9 protein-coding genes are annotated in these 16,062 nt (G+C 66.2%); 5 read left to right on the top strand and 4 right to left on the bottom strand.

Annotated features, from left to right (window positions below):
* Positions 1–71 precede the first annotated feature (71 nt).
* The 5 genes from GFD25_RS08750 to GFD25_RS08730 all read left to right on the top strand — a co-directional run bounded on the left by GFD25_RS08750 (position 72) and on the right by GFD25_RS08730 (position 7,436).
* A complete protein-coding gene (locus tag GFD25_RS08750) occupies positions 72–1,049 on the top strand; it encodes an FAD:protein FMN transferase (protein ID WP_204314847.1) in 978 nt (325 codons plus the stop codon).
* Positions 1,050–1,397: 348 nt separating this feature from the next.
* On the top strand, positions 1,398–2,735 hold the full coding sequence (locus tag GFD25_RS08745) for an MFS transporter (RefSeq protein WP_163231941.1): 1,338 nt from the start codon (positions 1,398–1,400) through the stop codon (positions 2,733–2,735).
* A 125-nt stretch (positions 2,736–2,860) separates the two neighbouring features.
* Positions 2,861–4,894, top strand: a complete 2,034-nt coding sequence (locus GFD25_RS08740; protein WP_163231939.1) for a CocE/NonD family hydrolase — start codon at positions 2,861–2,863, stop codon at positions 4,892–4,894.
* 73 nt (positions 4,895–4,967) lie between these two features.
* Positions 4,968–6,620 carry a peptide ABC transporter substrate-binding protein gene (locus tag GFD25_RS08735; protein ID WP_163231937.1) on the top strand — a complete coding sequence of 551 codons (1,653 nt, stop codon included), beginning with the start codon at positions 4,968–4,970 and terminating at the stop codon, positions 6,618–6,620.
* Positions 6,621–6,830: 210 nt separating this feature from the next.
* The gene (locus tag GFD25_RS08730) at positions 6,831–7,436 is read left to right on the top strand and encodes a TetR/AcrR family transcriptional regulator (RefSeq protein ID WP_163231934.1); all 606 of its coding nucleotides are present in this window, start codon (positions 6,831–6,833) and stop codon (positions 7,434–7,436) included.
* A gap of 242 nt (positions 7,437–7,678) precedes the next feature.
* Here GFD25_RS08730 and GFD25_RS08725 read toward each other — a convergent pair whose 3' ends face one another.
* The 4 genes from GFD25_RS08725 to GFD25_RS08710 all read right to left on the bottom strand — a co-directional run bounded on the left by GFD25_RS08725 (position 7,679) and on the right by GFD25_RS08710 (position 16,046).
* Positions 7,679–10,282, bottom strand: coding sequence for a glycoside hydrolase family 2 TIM barrel-domain containing protein (locus tag GFD25_RS08725; RefSeq protein WP_163231932.1), 2,604 nt, complete (start codon positions 10,280–10,282; stop codon positions 7,679–7,681).
* Positions 10,283–10,557: 275 nt separating this feature from the next.
* Entirely contained in the window at positions 10,558–13,659 is a 3,102-nt protein-coding gene (locus tag GFD25_RS08720; protein ID WP_163231930.1) for a glycoside hydrolase family 3 N-terminal domain-containing protein, read from the bottom strand.
* 205 nt (positions 13,660–13,864) lie between these two features.
* Positions 13,865–15,295, bottom strand: coding sequence for an ATP-binding protein (locus GFD25_RS08715; protein ID WP_163231928.1), 1,431 nt, complete (start codon positions 15,293–15,295; stop codon positions 13,865–13,867).
* Positions 15,258–16,046, bottom strand: coding sequence for a LytR/AlgR family response regulator transcription factor (locus GFD25_RS08710; protein WP_163231926.1), 789 nt, complete (start codon positions 16,044–16,046; stop codon positions 15,258–15,260). Before GFD25_RS08710 ends, GFD25_RS08715 begins: the two co-directional genes overlap by 38 nt.
* Positions 16,047–16,062 lie beyond the last annotated feature (16 nt).

The raw sequence follows: 16,062 nt of genomic DNA, 5'->3' as shown, positions 1-16,062 counted from the left end.
ACGCAACCGGCGGGCGTATCGGGATTCCCGGAACGCAGCACCGGTGCCGGGGCCGGCGATACCATGGGCGCATGAGCGAACTGAGCGGGCACATGCCGCGGGTAATGGCGTTCCCCAAGGCGCTGGGGACCGGAATGATCGCGCGACCGAGCGGCAGCGCGGCGACCGATACGACGGCTGCGAACGCGCTCGAAGCGCGCATCGCCGCGTTCATCGGCGAGTACGAATCCGTGCTGTCGCGGTTCCGTGACGATTCGACCGTGGCCACGATGGGCCGGGCCACACGCGGCGGCCGGTTCGAGTTCCCGGATTGGGCGGCGGGCCTGTTCGACCTGGTCGATGCGCTGGTCGACACGACGGACGGCGCGATCGACCCGTGCGTGGGTGAGGATCTCATCAGGCTCGGCTACGACGCGCGGTATTCGTTCGCATTGGCCGACGACGCGACCACGCGGCTCGGCGCGATCCACGGCCGGCCGACGTGGCGGGACGACGTTACGCGCAACGGCGACCATGGCACCACGCTCGTCACGCGCCGCCCGGTACATCTCGATTTCGGCGCCTGCGGCAAGGGGTATCTCGTCGATCTCGTCGCCGCGATGACTTCCCCCACGGATTGTCCCTATCTGCTCATCGATGCGGGCGGCGACCTATTCGTCCGTTCGCCGCATCATCCCGTCACGATCGCACTAGAAGACCCGTCCGATACGACACGCGCCGTGGGCACCGCAACCGTGACGCACGGCGCGCTCTGCGCGAGCGCCCCCAGCCGCCGGCATTGGCGGTCCGCCGGCGGTCTCGAACTGCATCATCTCATCAACGCGATCGACGGCCGTCCCGTCGACGACGTGGCCGCGACCTGGACTTACGTCGACGCGGATCCCGCGGTCAGGTATCCCACCGCCCTTGCCGACGGCCTGGCCACCGCCCTGTTCGTCGCCGATCCGAACGCGCTCGCCGCACGATTCGGTTTCGAATGCGCGATCCTGCGCCCCGACCGCACCGCCTCCGTCAGCCGCGGATTCCCCGGCTCGCTGTTCACGCACTGACCGAACCACGCTGACCGAACCAGTCGACCGGCACCCGCATCGACTCGCGCACCGGCGCATCAGGCCCGCGCTGACCGTGCCATGCCGTCCACCACATATTCCGCATACGCGCTCCTCGCGCTCGCCCGACGCAACCGCTTCAGTCATTCCGCTCACTGCGCGGAACGCATCATGCCCACGCAACGTCGCATTGCTACATTGTTCACGTTTCCGCACCGTCGCAGCCGATGACACAACGGATCCGCGGTCATACCGTCCGCCGACGCCGCCGACACGACGACACTTACGGCGGTCAGCGGCCGGCGATGCGACGAACGGAACAGCAAGAGACGAGAAAGCGAGGAAACGATGAGTCTGTTGCGCAAACTCGGCATGGGCGAGAAAACCAGCCGAAACTTCGTGGCGATCCTGCTGGTCGCCGCCGGCGGCTCCATCATCTACGGCCTGCCGTACTTCCACTACGACTATTACGACGCCTACGCGCAGGCGTACCACCTGACCAACGTGCAGATCGGCGTGTTCGGCAGCATCTTCGGCGTGTTCGGCATGATCTCCTACCTGTTCGGCGGCTATCTGGCGGACCGCGTGAGCATCCGCCTGCTGCTGTCGCTGTCGCTGGTCGGCACCGGCCTGGGCGGTTTCGTCCACCTGCTGCCGCTGAACTTCGTCGAACTGGTGATCCTGTACTCCTTCTGGGGCTTCACGTCGCTGTTCGCGTTCTGGCCGTGCTGCGTGAAGGCCGTACGCGTGCTGTCCAGCGACGACGACAAGGGCAAGTCCTTCGGCTGGTTCGAGGGCGCGCGCGGCGTGGTCGCAGCGATCATGACGCCGCTCGCGGTGATCGCGTTCCGTCTGGGCGTCAACGCCGACGGCAAGAACGACATCGCCGGCATGAAGCAGGTCATCGTCTTCTATTCGGTCATCACCATCCTGTCCGGCCTGCTGGTGTTCTGGAAGATGCGCGACGACGACACGAAGATCGACAAGAGCGAGCAGGTCACGTTCCGCGATCTCGGCACCGTCGTGCGCATGCCCGCAATCTGGATCATCGGCCTGGTCACGTTCTGCAACTACGTGTTCACGCTGTCGGTCTACTACTTCACGCCGTACGGCACGTCGCTGCTGGGCATGTCCGTGACGGCCGGCGCGGTGCTGGCCGCCGCGAAGCGCTACGTCACGCCCGTCTCGAACGTGGGCGGCGGCTACCTGGCCGACAAGTTCGGCACGAGCCGTCTGCTGCTGATCTCGTTCCTCATCATGGCGGCCGGCACGTTCGTGATCCTGCTGCTGCCGCTCAACGCGTCGTCCACGATCGCGTTCGTGGCGATCTTCCTGGTGATCTACTTCTTCTACAACGTCAACTACCCGCTGACGTGGGCGATGATGGACGAGGGCGCGATCCCGCAGCGCGTGTCCGGCACGGCCGCGGGCATCATCTCGACCATCGGCTACCTGCCCGAGGTGTTCGTGTCGCTGCTCGCCGGCGCGCTGATCGACGGCCATCCGGGCGTGCTCGGATACCGCTACTTCTTCGGGTTCCTGATCGCCATGCTGCTGCTGGGCGCCGCGTTCGTCGTCGTGTGGCAGCTGTTCCTCAGGAAGCACGGCCTGGGCAAGAAGACCGCGGCCAAGACCGCCAAGACCGAACAGTCCGCAACGACCGAAACGGCCGCCGCCGAACGGTGACGCGGCCCGCATGATGGCCTGCGGCGGCCCGTCGCAGGCCATCATTCATGTCGTGGGCATCGCGGACGATACCCACGAACAAGCACAGAGCAGTCGAACAGCAACCAGCAGTAAGGACGCCACGCATGACAGACGACCGATCGACCGCATCGCAGCCGACCCCCGCAACCCGGGCGGCCGCGGCGCAACCGACTGCAGGATCGCGGCACCTGAGCGCGCCGACGAGCCCGACGTACGACTATCGCGCGTGCATCACCGAACGCGTCTGGGTCGAAACGCCAGTGGACACCGACGGCGACGGCCTGGCCGACCTGATCGCGGTGTACATCCGCCGCCCGCGCGAAACCGCGGACGGGCTGGTCGTGCCGGCCATCTACGTGGCCGATCCGTACATGCTGGGCTGCGACGACGACGGCTACACGCCGCACGATACCGACGTGGAGCTGACGGTCGGCGGGGACGGGATGGACGCCGCCGCTGCCGACACCACCGGCACGGCACCGCACGATTCGGCTGATTCCGCGCCGCAGACCGCCGCCCAGACCGCTTTCCGCCCGACGAAATCCCGCCCCACGGCCGGCACCGGTCTCGCCGACCACTGCGATTTCCCCGAACTCGAATGCATCAGCGACTACTACGCGTTCTACAACTCGTGCGGGTACGCGACCGTGTTCTGCGCCGGCCTCGGCACGCGCGGCTCGCAGGGGTTCAACGACTGCGGCTCGCCCGAGGAGGCCGCGGCGTTCGCGGCGGTGATCGACTGGCTGAACGGCCGGGCGCACGCGTTCACGAATCCGACCGACAACGTCGAAGTGAAGGCCGACTGGGCGAGCGGCCGGATCGCGATGACCGGCAAAAGCTATCTCGGCACGATGTGCGTCGCGGTCGCGGCGACCGGCGTGCGCGGACTGGCGACGATCCTTCCGGTCGCCGGCATCTCGGACTGGTACGACTACTACCGCTGCAACGGCCTGGCCCGTCCGGCGCTGGGCTGGCAGGGCGACGATATCGACCTGCTCAACGAATACTGTTTCAGCCGCGTGCGAGACGGGATCGACGACGCGACGAAGGCCGCGTACGACCGTCATCTTGCGGACATCCGCGAGCGCATGGACCGCGACGGCGGCGACCGCAATCCGTGGTGGCAGGAGCGCGACTACCTGAGCCAACTGGAGCGTCTGCCCGAACGCCCGTGTCCGGCGTTCATCGTGCAGGGGCTGGACGACATGAACGTCAAGCCCTCGCAGGCGACGCGTCTGGCCGCCGTGCTGCGTGGCCGCGGCACGCGCACGACGCTGGTGCTGCATCGCGGCGCGCACTGCTATACGCATGATCTTGCGGACAATCCGGTCAACGCGCTCGCGCATCGCTGGCTGGACCATTATCTGATCGACGACAACACCGACATTGCGGACATTCCGGCCGCGCTGGTGCAGGACGACGTCGATCAGCGGCGCTGGACGCCGTACGATGGCGGGTTCCCGGAGCATGGCGACCTGCCTGAATTCCGCCCGGCGGGCGGCGGCGAGGCAAGCATCGCCGACGAACGACACGGCACCCCGGCCACCGTCACGATCGTCGACGATCTCGACGCGACCGCGTTCGACCGCACCAATCCGGAGTCCTCGCTCGGCGCGTGGCGCGACGAACTGGTGCTGTCCGATCCCGCGCCGCGGCACGAACTGCGATTCGACACGGCACCGTTTACGGCCGATACGCGGCTGGGCCGCGAACGGCCGATCGTCGAGTTCGAGGCGTCGTTCGACTCCCCCGCCGCGATCCTGAGCGTGATGCTGGTGGACGTCGGCGCGCATGAGCGGCTGACCTGCGAGCAGGAGACCGTCGGGTCGATGCGCTGCGGGCTGAACGGCCCCGAGATCGAACTCAAACGATTCGTCACGGAACACGAGCCCTCACCGTACCGCGTGCTGACGCGCGGCTGGGCGAACGCGCAGAACGTCGACGGCTCGTGGACGAAGCGCCGGCTCGAACCCGGCCGCAGATACCACTACGCGATCGACATGGAACCGTTCGAACGGACGATTCCGGCCGGCGACCAGCTGCGACTGATCGTGTTCGGCGTCGATCCCGAGGCGACGGTCAAGCCGAGCGGCACGCGCCGCATCGCCGTCGATCCGGCGAGCGTGCACATCCGCTGACGTGCGGACCGTCCTACGCACCCCGCACGACCACGCAACATCACATGACGACAATGGTGGAACAATGACAGTCATGAACAGCATCCTTTCCCGCGTCACGCACGTCGCGCACATCACGCGTCTGGCGGCGGCCGCCGCCGCGATCGTGGCCGTCGTCTCGCTGTGCGCTGGCTGCGGCGCGCGACGCGATGACGGCACGACGGCCGCGCAGTCCACGATCTCGGTCAACGCGATCGAACCGCGCACCGGGCTGACGCCGGGCGGCGCCGGCGACGCGGGCGGATTCCGCATCCTGTCGACGCTGCTCGCCGGGCTCATCACCTACGACGAGGACGGCAAGCCGGTCAACGAGGTCGCCGAATCGATCACGCCGAACGCGGATTCCACCGAGTACACGGTCACGCTACGCGACGGCTGGACGTTCACCGACGGCACGCCGGTCACGGCCGAATCGTTCACCCGCGCGTGGAGCTACGCGGCGAATCCTGCAAACGCGCAGATCAACGCCAGCTATTTTTCGAACATCGTCGGCTACGACGATCTGCAGAAGAAATCATCCGATAAGAACGCGCAACTGTCGGGCCTGAAGGTGACGGGCGAGCGCACGTTCACGGTCACGCTGTCCTCCCCCGATTCCGCGTTCGCCGAGCGGGTCGGCAACGTCCCGTTCCTGCCGCTGCCCGCCTCGTTCTACGACGATCCGGACGCGTACGCCAAGCATCCGGTCGGCAACGGCGCGTACCGATTCTCGTCGTGGACGCGCGGGCAGGAGCTCGACGTGGTGCGCAACGACGACTATCACGGCGCGATGCCGGCGCACAACGCGGGGCTCACGTTCCGGTTCTACACGTCCACCGATGCGGCGTTCGCGGACGTGCTCGCCGGCAATCTCGACCTGCTCGACGAGGTGCCGTCGTCGAAGTACGCGGTGTACCGCAAGCTGGACGGCGTGACGGCGTACACGGTCGCCGGCGCGGAGACGCAGGGGCTGAACGTGCCCGAGCGGCTCGCGCATTTCAGCGGCGACGAGGGGCGTCTGCGGCGGCAGGCGATCTCGATGGCCCTCGACCGCGACCTGATCTGCCGCAAGGTGTTCAACGGCACGCGCGAGCCGGCCGTCGACTTCACCGCGCCGACGATCATCGGCTACAGCGACGAACTCGCCAACGCGGCGAACCTGCGGCATGACGCCTCGCGGGCGCGGCAATTGTGGAAGCAGGCCGACGCGATCTCGCCGTGGACGGGCACGCTGAAAATCTCGTACAGCGCCGATTCCGACAACCGGCTGTGGGTGGAGGCCGTGGCGAACCAGATCGCGGACACGCTCGGCATCGACGCGCAGGCCGATCCGTGGACCTCGCACAAGGAACTGCGCACGGCCGCGGTGGACGGGACGATCCCCTCGCCGTACGGCAGCGAATGGCCGCCGGATTATCCGAACGTCGAGAACTATCTGACGCTGCGGTTCCGTTCGGACGGCGGGTACAACGAGTTCGATTACGCGAACGAGAAGGTCGACGAGCTGCTCGGGAAGGCGGCGGCCCAGACGGACGCGGATCAGGCCAACGCGACGTACTGGCAGGCCGAGGAGATCCTGCTTGAGGATCTGCCGCAAATCCCGCTGTGGTACGCCAACGTCGCGGCCATCGCCACGCCGAAACTGGGCAACGTGAAGTTCGCGTACAACAACGCGCCGCTGTACGCGCTGCTGGAGAAGAAGGGCTGAGACAGGGCCGGTTCCGCATGCGTGCGCGCACCGGAACTGCTCGCCTCGCTTTCCCCGCCCATCGTCCCCCGCCATCGCCCGTCCCGCCCGGAATCGCCGCGCAATGACGGTTTTTGACACAACGTCAACATCGTTCTAGACTGGCCGCAGATCGCAGCGCACCCAGCCCATGCAGCGCCACTACGACCGCAATCGACAAGGAGCGTCCCAATGACACAGCAGTCACGCAACGCACAGCCCGCCGCCACACGAGGCGACGCACGGCGCATGCAGATCGTACGGGCGGCGCGCGAAGCCTGCCTCGACACCGGATTCGCCAAGCTCACCATCAGCGACATCGCCGAGCGCGCCGACATGACGCGTTCGCTGTTCTACCACTATTTCGCCGACAAGAACGAGGTGGCCGACGCGGTGATCGACGACGCGATCGCCACGATGCTCGCCAAGCTCGACCAGTGGAACGCATCGCGCGAGATCGGCAACATCGACAAGGCGCTTGACGACATCGTGCGGCTCACGCGCGCGATCATCGCCGACGAGGGCCCGTTCAGCGCGAAACTCATGCAGGCGGGCAACGCGGAGCTGTACATCAGGTTCATCGACCACGCGGCCGACCGCATCGCCGACTACTTCTGCGACACGACCGTGCTTGATTTCGAGAAGCTGCACGGCCTGCCGATCCGCAACGTGCACGAGACGTTCTACACGCTGATCGTCGGCCTGATCTCGCTGATCCGCCTGCATCCGGAGACGCCGGACGTCGTGATCAAGCAGGTCGCAGCCCAGACGCTGCACATCGACGGCTATCTGGGCTGAGGCGCACCGGCCGGACCGGCCGCCCCCGCCAGGCCAAGCGCTCGCCCGCGCAGAGCGCATCGGATAAGCCCGTATCTTCGCTAAGTTCGCGCAATCGACGACTGGTCTGCGAACTTAGTGAGGATACAGACGGCATATTCCTCACTAAGTTCGCACGGTCGTCTAGATCATGCGAACTTACGGAAGATACCGACGCAAGCCGGAGAGTGCCGGCACAAACCGGGTCGGCCGTACGCACGCGGTCAGGCGACGGCGATGGCGAGCGTGGTCTGGTGGCCCGCGTCGTCGGCGAAGGTCGCCGTAACCGTATCGCCGCGGACGGCGGTTTCGGGCACGCGGATCACCGCCAGCGTCTCGCCGTAGTAGGTGTCGCTGTCGGCGTCGAGGAAGCTGCCGGGATTGTGCGGCGCGGCCGAGCCGAAGCCGAGCAGGTCGCCGCCGTCAACGGTCGCGTGCACAATGCCGCGTTCGAGCGGCTTGGTGATGCCGGACTCGTCGGTGTAGCGCACGCGCACGAACGCCAGATGACCGGGACGGACGGCCACGGAACCGGACCGAACGCCACCGTCGGCGACCGACTCGTCGATACCGATGACCAATGCACCGTCACCCGCAACCGGCCATTCGACCGCGGCACGCAGTTCGGTACGCTCCCCCGCGCTGCGCAGCGAGCGCCGGCCGATTTCGCGCCCGGACTCGTCATAGGAGACGGCGGTCACTTCGCCGGGCTCCCACTCGCAGGAGAACCGGACGATGCAGTCGCCGCGCAGCGCCTTGCGTGCGACCTCGCGGCCGTTGACCAGCAGCGCCACCGACGCCGCACGCGCGTACACTTCGACGTTCGCGCGCCGGCCCTCGCAACCGTTCCACGCCCACGAGTCGATCGCGTTGCTCATCTTCCACGCGCTCGGCGAATGCCGGTCGCCGGTGTGGTTCACCGGGCACACGGCGAGGTACGGGCCACGGTCGGGTCGCCCGTCGGCATCCGGGGCCTCAAGCGCGACGCGCGTGTAATATGCCTCGCCGAGCGGCCGTCCGCTCAGGTCGAGACGCCCCGAGCCGGCCGTCAGCCAGCCGTAGCCGATCCGAAGCGGCGCGTAATCCTCGTACTCCCACGAACCGATGCCGGTCTCGCCCATGTAGTCCATGCCGGCCCACACGAAGTCGCCGATCACGCGCGGATTGCGCTTGGCGAACTCGCGGAACCGGTACGCGTCGGAGCAGAACGTCTCCGAGCCGAGGATGAGCCGCTTCGGGTACTTGCGCAGGTCGTGGGCGTAGCGCTTGATGCCGTAGTTGTAGCCTGCGACGTCCATGTTGGCGAACGCGCCGCGCGTGGCCCAGTCGCACGGCGGCAGGGTCGCCATCGTCTTCATGAAGCCCGCGCCGAGCAGGCCGGCGAGATTGTTGAAGAACTCGCTGCCGACGGCGGTGTGCTTGTCCTCGAGCGTATCGAGGTCGCCGGCCTCGCGGCGGCGTTCCGCGGCTTCGGCCTCCTTCGCGGCCTTCTTGTCGGAGTATTGGCCGACGCCGATCGTCGTGAGGAAGTTGAAGAAGATGTTGATGCCGCAGGTGACGGGTCGGGTCGGGTCGAGCCCGTGCAGGAAGTCGGTCATCTCGCGGGTGAGGGCGATGCCGCGCGGCTGCGCGGTTTCGCCGACCTCGTTGCCGGTGGAGTACAGGACGACGCTGGGATGGTTGCGGTCCTTGACGACCATGTCCGTCAGGTCGCGGCGCCACCATTCGTCGAAGTGGTCGACGTAGTCGTGCTGGGTCTTGTGGATGTACCAGTGGTCGATGTATTCGTCCATGACGAGCACGCCGAGCCGGTCGGCCGCGTCGAGCAGCGCCTTCGAGCAGGGGTTGTGGGCGGAGCGGATCGCGTTGTAGCCGTTGGCCTTCATGAGCGCGATCTTGCGCTCCTCGGCGTCCGCGTACGCGCATGCGCCGAGCACGCCGTTGTCGTGGTGGATGCACGCGCCCTGGATGAGGACGCGTTCGCCGTTGATCTTGAAGCCTTCGGAGCCCCATGCGATCTCGCGGATGCCGAAGGTGACAGTCGTCTCGTCGACGGCGGCGGGCGCGGCGTCGGCCGTCTCGCCGGCCGCCGTGTAGCGGATGCGGGCCGAGTACAGGTCCGGCTCGTCCAATGACCACAAACATGGGTTCGGCACGTCGAGCTCGATGACGGCCTTGCCGTCGACGGCAACGGCGCTGCCGTCGATCCCGGGGATGGCGCTCCGTGACGGATCGACCGCCGTGACCTCGACGCTCACGGACCCCGGCGCAGTCGTCTCGACCGTGAACCGCACGCGCGCCGGCTCGGGCACGCCGCCGGAAATGTCCAGCGCGGTCCCGATCGACAGCGTCTGCACGGTCACGCCGTCGAGCGCGATGTGCTCGCGCGGCGCGACCCACAGCGTCACCGGCCGGTAGATGCCGGCGCCCGAATACCAGCGCGAGTTCGGCTGGTCGGCGTTGCGTGCGATCACGCGCACCTCGTTCTCGGCGCCGGCGACGAACCGGTCGGTCACGTCGACGGTGAAGTTCGTATAGCCGTACGGACGGTACGCGGACCGCTCGCCGTTGACCCACACCTCGGCGTCGTGGTACACGCCCTCGAATTCGAGGATCATGGACGATCCCGCGAGCGCGGCGTCCGGCGTGAACCGTTTCACGTACTCGTAGTCACGCCCTTCGAACCAGCCGGAGTTGAGTCCGCTGGCGGCCAGCGGCGTGCGCGGCTCGGCCAGCATCGCGTCGTGCGGCACCGTCACCGGCACGAACGCCTCGTCCGTGTCGAGATGCCGGTACGCCCATCCGTGGTTGAATTCGATCGCCTTCACTGGTTTCTCCTCGCCTCGTCGCATGGCATACGTCATATTCAGCATCCAGCGTATCTTCCCGGGGACGAGCCGCATCTTATCCGGCACGAACTGCGCGCGGGGCGGCACGAATCGCATGATCCGCACATGACGAAGCGGACGGCCATGGGCAGTGGCCGTCCGCCGTGCGGAGGAGTGACGGTGACGTGTCGCAGGGGAATTCCACGCTTCACGTCACCGCCAAGGATGGTTGCCGCGCGATGCCGGCGCGAAACCGGCTCGCGCAGCTGTGCGGATCAGGCCTTCGCGGCCTTCTTCGCGAGTTTCTTCGCGGCCTTGCGCTCCTTGCGGGCGGCCACGCGGCGGATCGTGCCCGGCAGCCAGCGCCACACGGAGAAGAAGGCCAACAGCGCGAGCAGGATGCCGCACACCGTGTTGAACGCGATCTGGATCACCTTCATCTGGTTGTAGAACGTGAACCCTGCGCCCGGCAGCGCGCCCTGCATGCTGTTCGAGTTCGCGACCGTGTACAGCAGGTGGTGCATGGCCTGCCGCGCGTAGTGGTAGGTGGCCGGGTCGTTGAGGTCGAGCTTCTCGCCGGTCGGGTCCTCGCTCACGTTGAGCAGCTTGATGTCGGAGCCGGCCTCAAGCATCTGGTACGGGCTCATGAACTTGCTCGTGTTCGCGTTGTCGGTGATGATCAGGCCGTTGAAGCCCCACTCGTCGCGCAGCAGCTGCTGGATGAGCGCGTGGTTGCCGCCGGTCCAGGTGGCGCCGAGGCGGTTGAACGAGGTCATCACGCCCTTGGAGATCGGGGTCTTCGTCGTGGCGTTCTCATACGTGCCGTCGGCGTTCTTCTTGACGTACTTCATGTCCATGTCGCCGAGCTTCATGCACGCCTCGAACGGCTTGAGGTAGATCTCGCGGATCGCCTGCTCGTTCGACCAGGTGGCCACGCCGAAGTTGCCGACGCGGTCGCCGCGGTGGTTCTCTTGGTCGTTGAGCGCGAAGTGCTTGATGTACGCGTACACGCCCTTGGTCGCCACGCCCTTGACCTCGAGCGAGGCCGTCGCCGCGGACAGGAACGCGTCCTCGGAGTAGTACTCGCCGTTGCGGCCGGAGAACGGGGTGCGGTGGATGTTCATGGCCGGCGCGTACCAGCCGTTCGCGCCGCCGAGCAGCGCCTCGTTGCCCATCATCGTGCCGAGTTCCTCGGCCAGCTTGGCGTTCCACGTCTGGGTGAGCATCATGATGCTCGGGAACGCGCGGCCGGTGCCGCCGTACAGCCAGCCGCTGGCCGCGTCGGCGTCGGTCTGGAACGGCTTCTGGACGGACTTGATGTAGTCCACGCCGTAGCCGGAGAAGGTGATGAGCTGGTTGTAGTCGTCCTCGGTGAGCTGGTCGAGGATCTTGTCCCACTGCTCGTCGTCGTAGTCGAGGCCGCGCATGTCGGAGACCTTGAGTCCGTTCTTCTGGCCGAAGGTCGGGGTGTCGTCGATCGACGAACGGTCGACGTCGGTGCCGGAGTCGGTGCCGTCGAGCTGCTTGATGAGGTCGGCGGACGCGGTCTTCTTCCAGGTGCACGACGACTTCACGCCGTCCTTGGTGCAGTTGATCTCGTTGCCCCAGGTGCTCTTCTCGTCGGACGCCTCGCCGTAGTGCTTCGGGAAGGTGCCGGTCCAGTCGGCGCGGGTCAGGTAGGTCACGTCCGGGTCGGAGGCGGCGTCGAACAGGTTGGAGATCGCCTTGCCGGTTTCGGCGTCGGTGGCGAACGTGGTCGTGTCGACGTCGGTGTTGTCCGGCGTCCAGCTGGCGACCATGGACTTGTCACCGGCCGCGGTCATGCCGTCGGAGACGGTCTTGCCCTTGTCTGCGAGGATGTTGTTGACGGCGTCGTTCGCGTTGGCGGCGGCGGTGAAGCGGTATTCGCCGGCGTCGAGGATGTACGTCTTCGCGCCCTTGTAGTCGTACGACTTGAGCTGGTCCTTGGCGAACGTGACGGTGACGGTCTCGCTCGCGCCCGGCTCGAGTTCGCCGGTCTTCGCGTAGCCGACGAGGTTCACCGACGCCTTTTCGACGGCGTTCTTCTTGTCGTAGTCGGTGTACGGCGTCTGCGCGTAGAGCTCCACGACGTCCTTGCCGGCCACGTCGCCCGTGTTGGTCACGGTGACGGTCGCGGTGAAGTCGTCGCCGCTGTTCTTGACGGCGAAGTCGCTCCACGTGAAGTCGGTGTAGCTCAGGCCGTAGCCGAACGGGTACACGACCTCCTTGGCGTAGTCGTAGTCGCCGGTGTTGCCCTGGCCGAGCACCTTGTCCTCGTAGCGCGTCTCGTAGTACTTGTAGCCCACGTAGATGCCCTCGGCGTAGTCGACGTAGTAGTACTTCGTCGGGTCGCCGTTCTCGTCGTAGTAGCGGTAGCTGCCGAAGTTCTGCGCGGCCGGCGAGGCGAGCGCGTTCGCGGCGAACGTGTCGACCGTGCGGCCGGACGGGTTGACCGCGCCGGAGAAGACCTTGGCGAGCGAGTCGGTGATGTTCTGCGAGTAGACGACGGCCTTGATGTTCGGGTAGTCCTTGAGCCAGTCGAGTTCCATCGCGGCGCTGGACTTGACGAGCAGCACAACGTCCTTGTAGTTGTCGTTGAGGTACTTGATGATCTCGGTTTCGGTGGAGTCGAGTTCGATGTAGCTCTTCTCCTTGTCCTCCTGCTTGTCGGCGTGGTTGACCATCGAGCGCGGCATGTCGCGGCCTTCGCCGACGACGCGGTTGAGCACGTACACCGGCACGGTGCCCTTGACGGAGTCAAGCAGTCCGGATTCCTTCTCGAGCGCGCTCAGCGGGGCCTCGTTGATGCGAAAGTCCTCGGCGTCGCCGTAGCTGACGGATCCGGAGGCCAGGCCGTAGTCCTTGCCGTTGCCGGACTCGTAGTAGTTCCACAGGGTGTCGTTGACCTTGAAGCCGGCTCCTTCGAATGCGGTTTTCAGCGTGGTCGGGGTGCCGCCACCGCCGAGCATCGCCAGCATCGATGTGGATGTCCCGTCGACGCTGTTGGCGCTGAAGAAGCTGAACGCGGTGCCCTTCTTCATCGGCAGGGTGTCGTCGTCGTTCTTGAGCAGCACGACGCCTTCGTCGGCGATGCGGTTGTACAGGTCGTCCTCGGCGGCCTTGATGCTGTCCTTGTCGTAGTCGGCGGTGTAGTAGTTCGCGTCAGCGCCGTCGGCCTTGATGCCGCTGTTGTCGGCGCTCTGGTGGTTGTAGCCCATCAGGCTGGAGATGATCTTGTTCGCGCTCAGCTGCGGGTTGATGAGCACCATCGCCACGATGATCACCGCGGCCAGGGCCACGGACACCACCGTCTTGACGACGCGGACCACGAGCGCTCCGTTCTTCTGCTTCGTCATCGGTTCCTTCTTCTTCGTCGGGAATATGTCGCCGTCCTTCATCGAGGCGGCGTGATTCCAGTGTCGGGGAAGGAAGCGGTCCGTGCCACGGCGGGTGCATGATCGACATGTTTCGCGTAACGGACTGCATGTCGCGCGGCGCGCGCGGTCTGGCTGGCGCAGCGGGCGCCGGCGATGACGACGTTCCGCGCGTCACGCGCCGCCATCACGCGTCGCCCATCGGCAGCAGCGCGTCCACCGAGAACACGCCGTCGCGCGCGTCCATCGTCAGCACGCCGTCGTAGCGTTCCACGATCATCCGCATCGAACGCGTGCCGAACCCGTGGTAGCGCTTGTCGGCCTTCGAGGTTTGCGGCAGCCCGTCGTCGAACCGCAGCTCGCCGACGTACGGATTCTCCACATGCACCAGCACCATGCCTTTGTTCGCGCGCACGCTCATCGCGATGTATCGGTCGGCATCGGCCGGCAGCTTGGCCACGGCCTCCAGCGCGTTGTCGATCGCGTTGCCGAACAGCGAATAGATGTCGGTCGGTTTCATGAAATCGAGCAGCGAGCCGTCGATCATGCGGTCGAAGCGCACGCCCTGCCGCTCGCACACCAGCGACTTGTTCGCCAGCAGCACGTCGAGCGGCTCGTTGCCGGTGCGCACCGACGCGTCGTAGATGTCGACCAGTCCACGCAGCTCGTCGAGTTCCTCACGCGTGACGCGCCCGTCGAGCAGGGCGAGCTGTTTCTTGAGGTCGTGCGTCTTGACGTTGATGAGGTCGACGGTGGCCTTGTCCTGCGCCATCTGCGCGCGCTGCTGGCCGAGCATGCGCTGCAGCGCGAAACCCTCGCGTTCGGCGGTGATGCGGTTGGCGGTTTCCGCGAGCAGCGCGAGCACGAACGCGCAGGTCACGAACCGGGTCGCGGTCATCAGCAGGTAGAGGTACAGCGTCGGGCCGCCGACTTGGCCGGGCGAGCCGGACAGGCAGGAGAACACGTTCACGCACAGCAGCAGGCCGAGAAACAGTACGAGGATGTTGCGGCCGAGCCGTTCGGGCACATGCCGTTCCATCGGCTTGGCGAACAAACGGTAGCCCAGCAGGCCGAACAATACCGATACCACGAAAAACGCGACGGCCCCGGGCCAGGTTTCCGTGTCCGACCAGTCACCGGGCAGGTTCAGCGTGGCGATCCGCGTGCCGCAATACACGAAATGCTGCAGCGACACCGCGGCGATCAGGTAGAACACGCCCTGCCGCAGGTCGATCACGTAACAGAACCGCATCGCCCAGTAGCACATCACGTACAGCAGCATGAACCGAACGATCGCGATCCAGATGGTGGAGGTCATGCCGCCCGTGTCCCCTGCGCTCATCTTCATGATCGGCCAGTACGTCACCACCGCCACGACCAGCACGGCGGTCAGGGCCACGGCGACGCGCAGGCCGAACCGCGGGCGCCGGTCCAGCCACCACACGAACATGGCGGCGCATGCCAGAAGCTCGACGATGAAGCCGTTGAAGAACGGCATGATCACGCGCAACGCGACGAAATTCAGCGTCAGCAGCGCGGCGATCAGCGTGGTGTCGGGAAGGACGGGCATGTCGATCACCTCACCGTCGGGTATCACCAGCACCGAAACCGTCGCCATTCGTCGCGTCGGACGATGCGTCCGTCGCACCGGCCGACGTGACGTGGCCGCGGCCGAGTTCGGCGGCGAGATCGGTCAAGAACTGCTTGCGGTAGGCGCGTCCGATCGGCAGTTCGACGCCGCCTTCCAGCAGGACGGACTGGCCTTTGACCGCCGTGATGTACCGCTGGTTGACCAGGTACGGGTTGCCGCAGCGTACGAATCCGTGCGGTCTGAGCGTCGCCTCGAGTTCCTTGAGACTGCCGGACGCGGTGATGACGCCGCCTTCCGTGTGATAGTCGAGGTTGCGGCCGCGCACTTCGACGTGGCTGATGTCGCGCAGACGGATGCGCTGGGTGACGCCGCGCTGGGCTATGGCGATCGCGTCGGACTCGCGCTCGCACAGGCGGACCGCGCGGCTGAGTTTGCGTTGGAAGTCGGGATACGAGAACGGCTTGATGATGTAGTCCAGCGCATCCACCTCATAACCCTTCGCGGCGAACTGCGCCATGTTCGTCACGAAAATCAGGATCGTCTCCGCATCCAGGTCACGCAGGCGACGGGCCGCCTCCATGCCGTCCATGTTCGGCATCTCGATATCCATGAACACGATATCCCAATTCGCCCTATACGGCTCCAAAAACGACGTCGGCTCACGGAACACCGTCACCTCGAACCGCACACCAGGATGCTCCGACTCATACTGGCCCAAGCACGCACGCAGCTTCACCGCCGCATTCTCGTCGTCCTCGACCACAGCCACCGTGAACATGCCGCATCACACTCCC

Origin of the sequence: Bifidobacterium aerophilum, from assembly GCF_010667685.1 — a bacterium.
Taxonomy (GTDB): Bacteria; Actinomycetota; Actinomycetes; order Actinomycetales; family Bifidobacteriaceae; genus Bifidobacterium; species Bifidobacterium aerophilum.
This window is presented reverse-complemented; position numbering and strand designations above follow the sequence as displayed.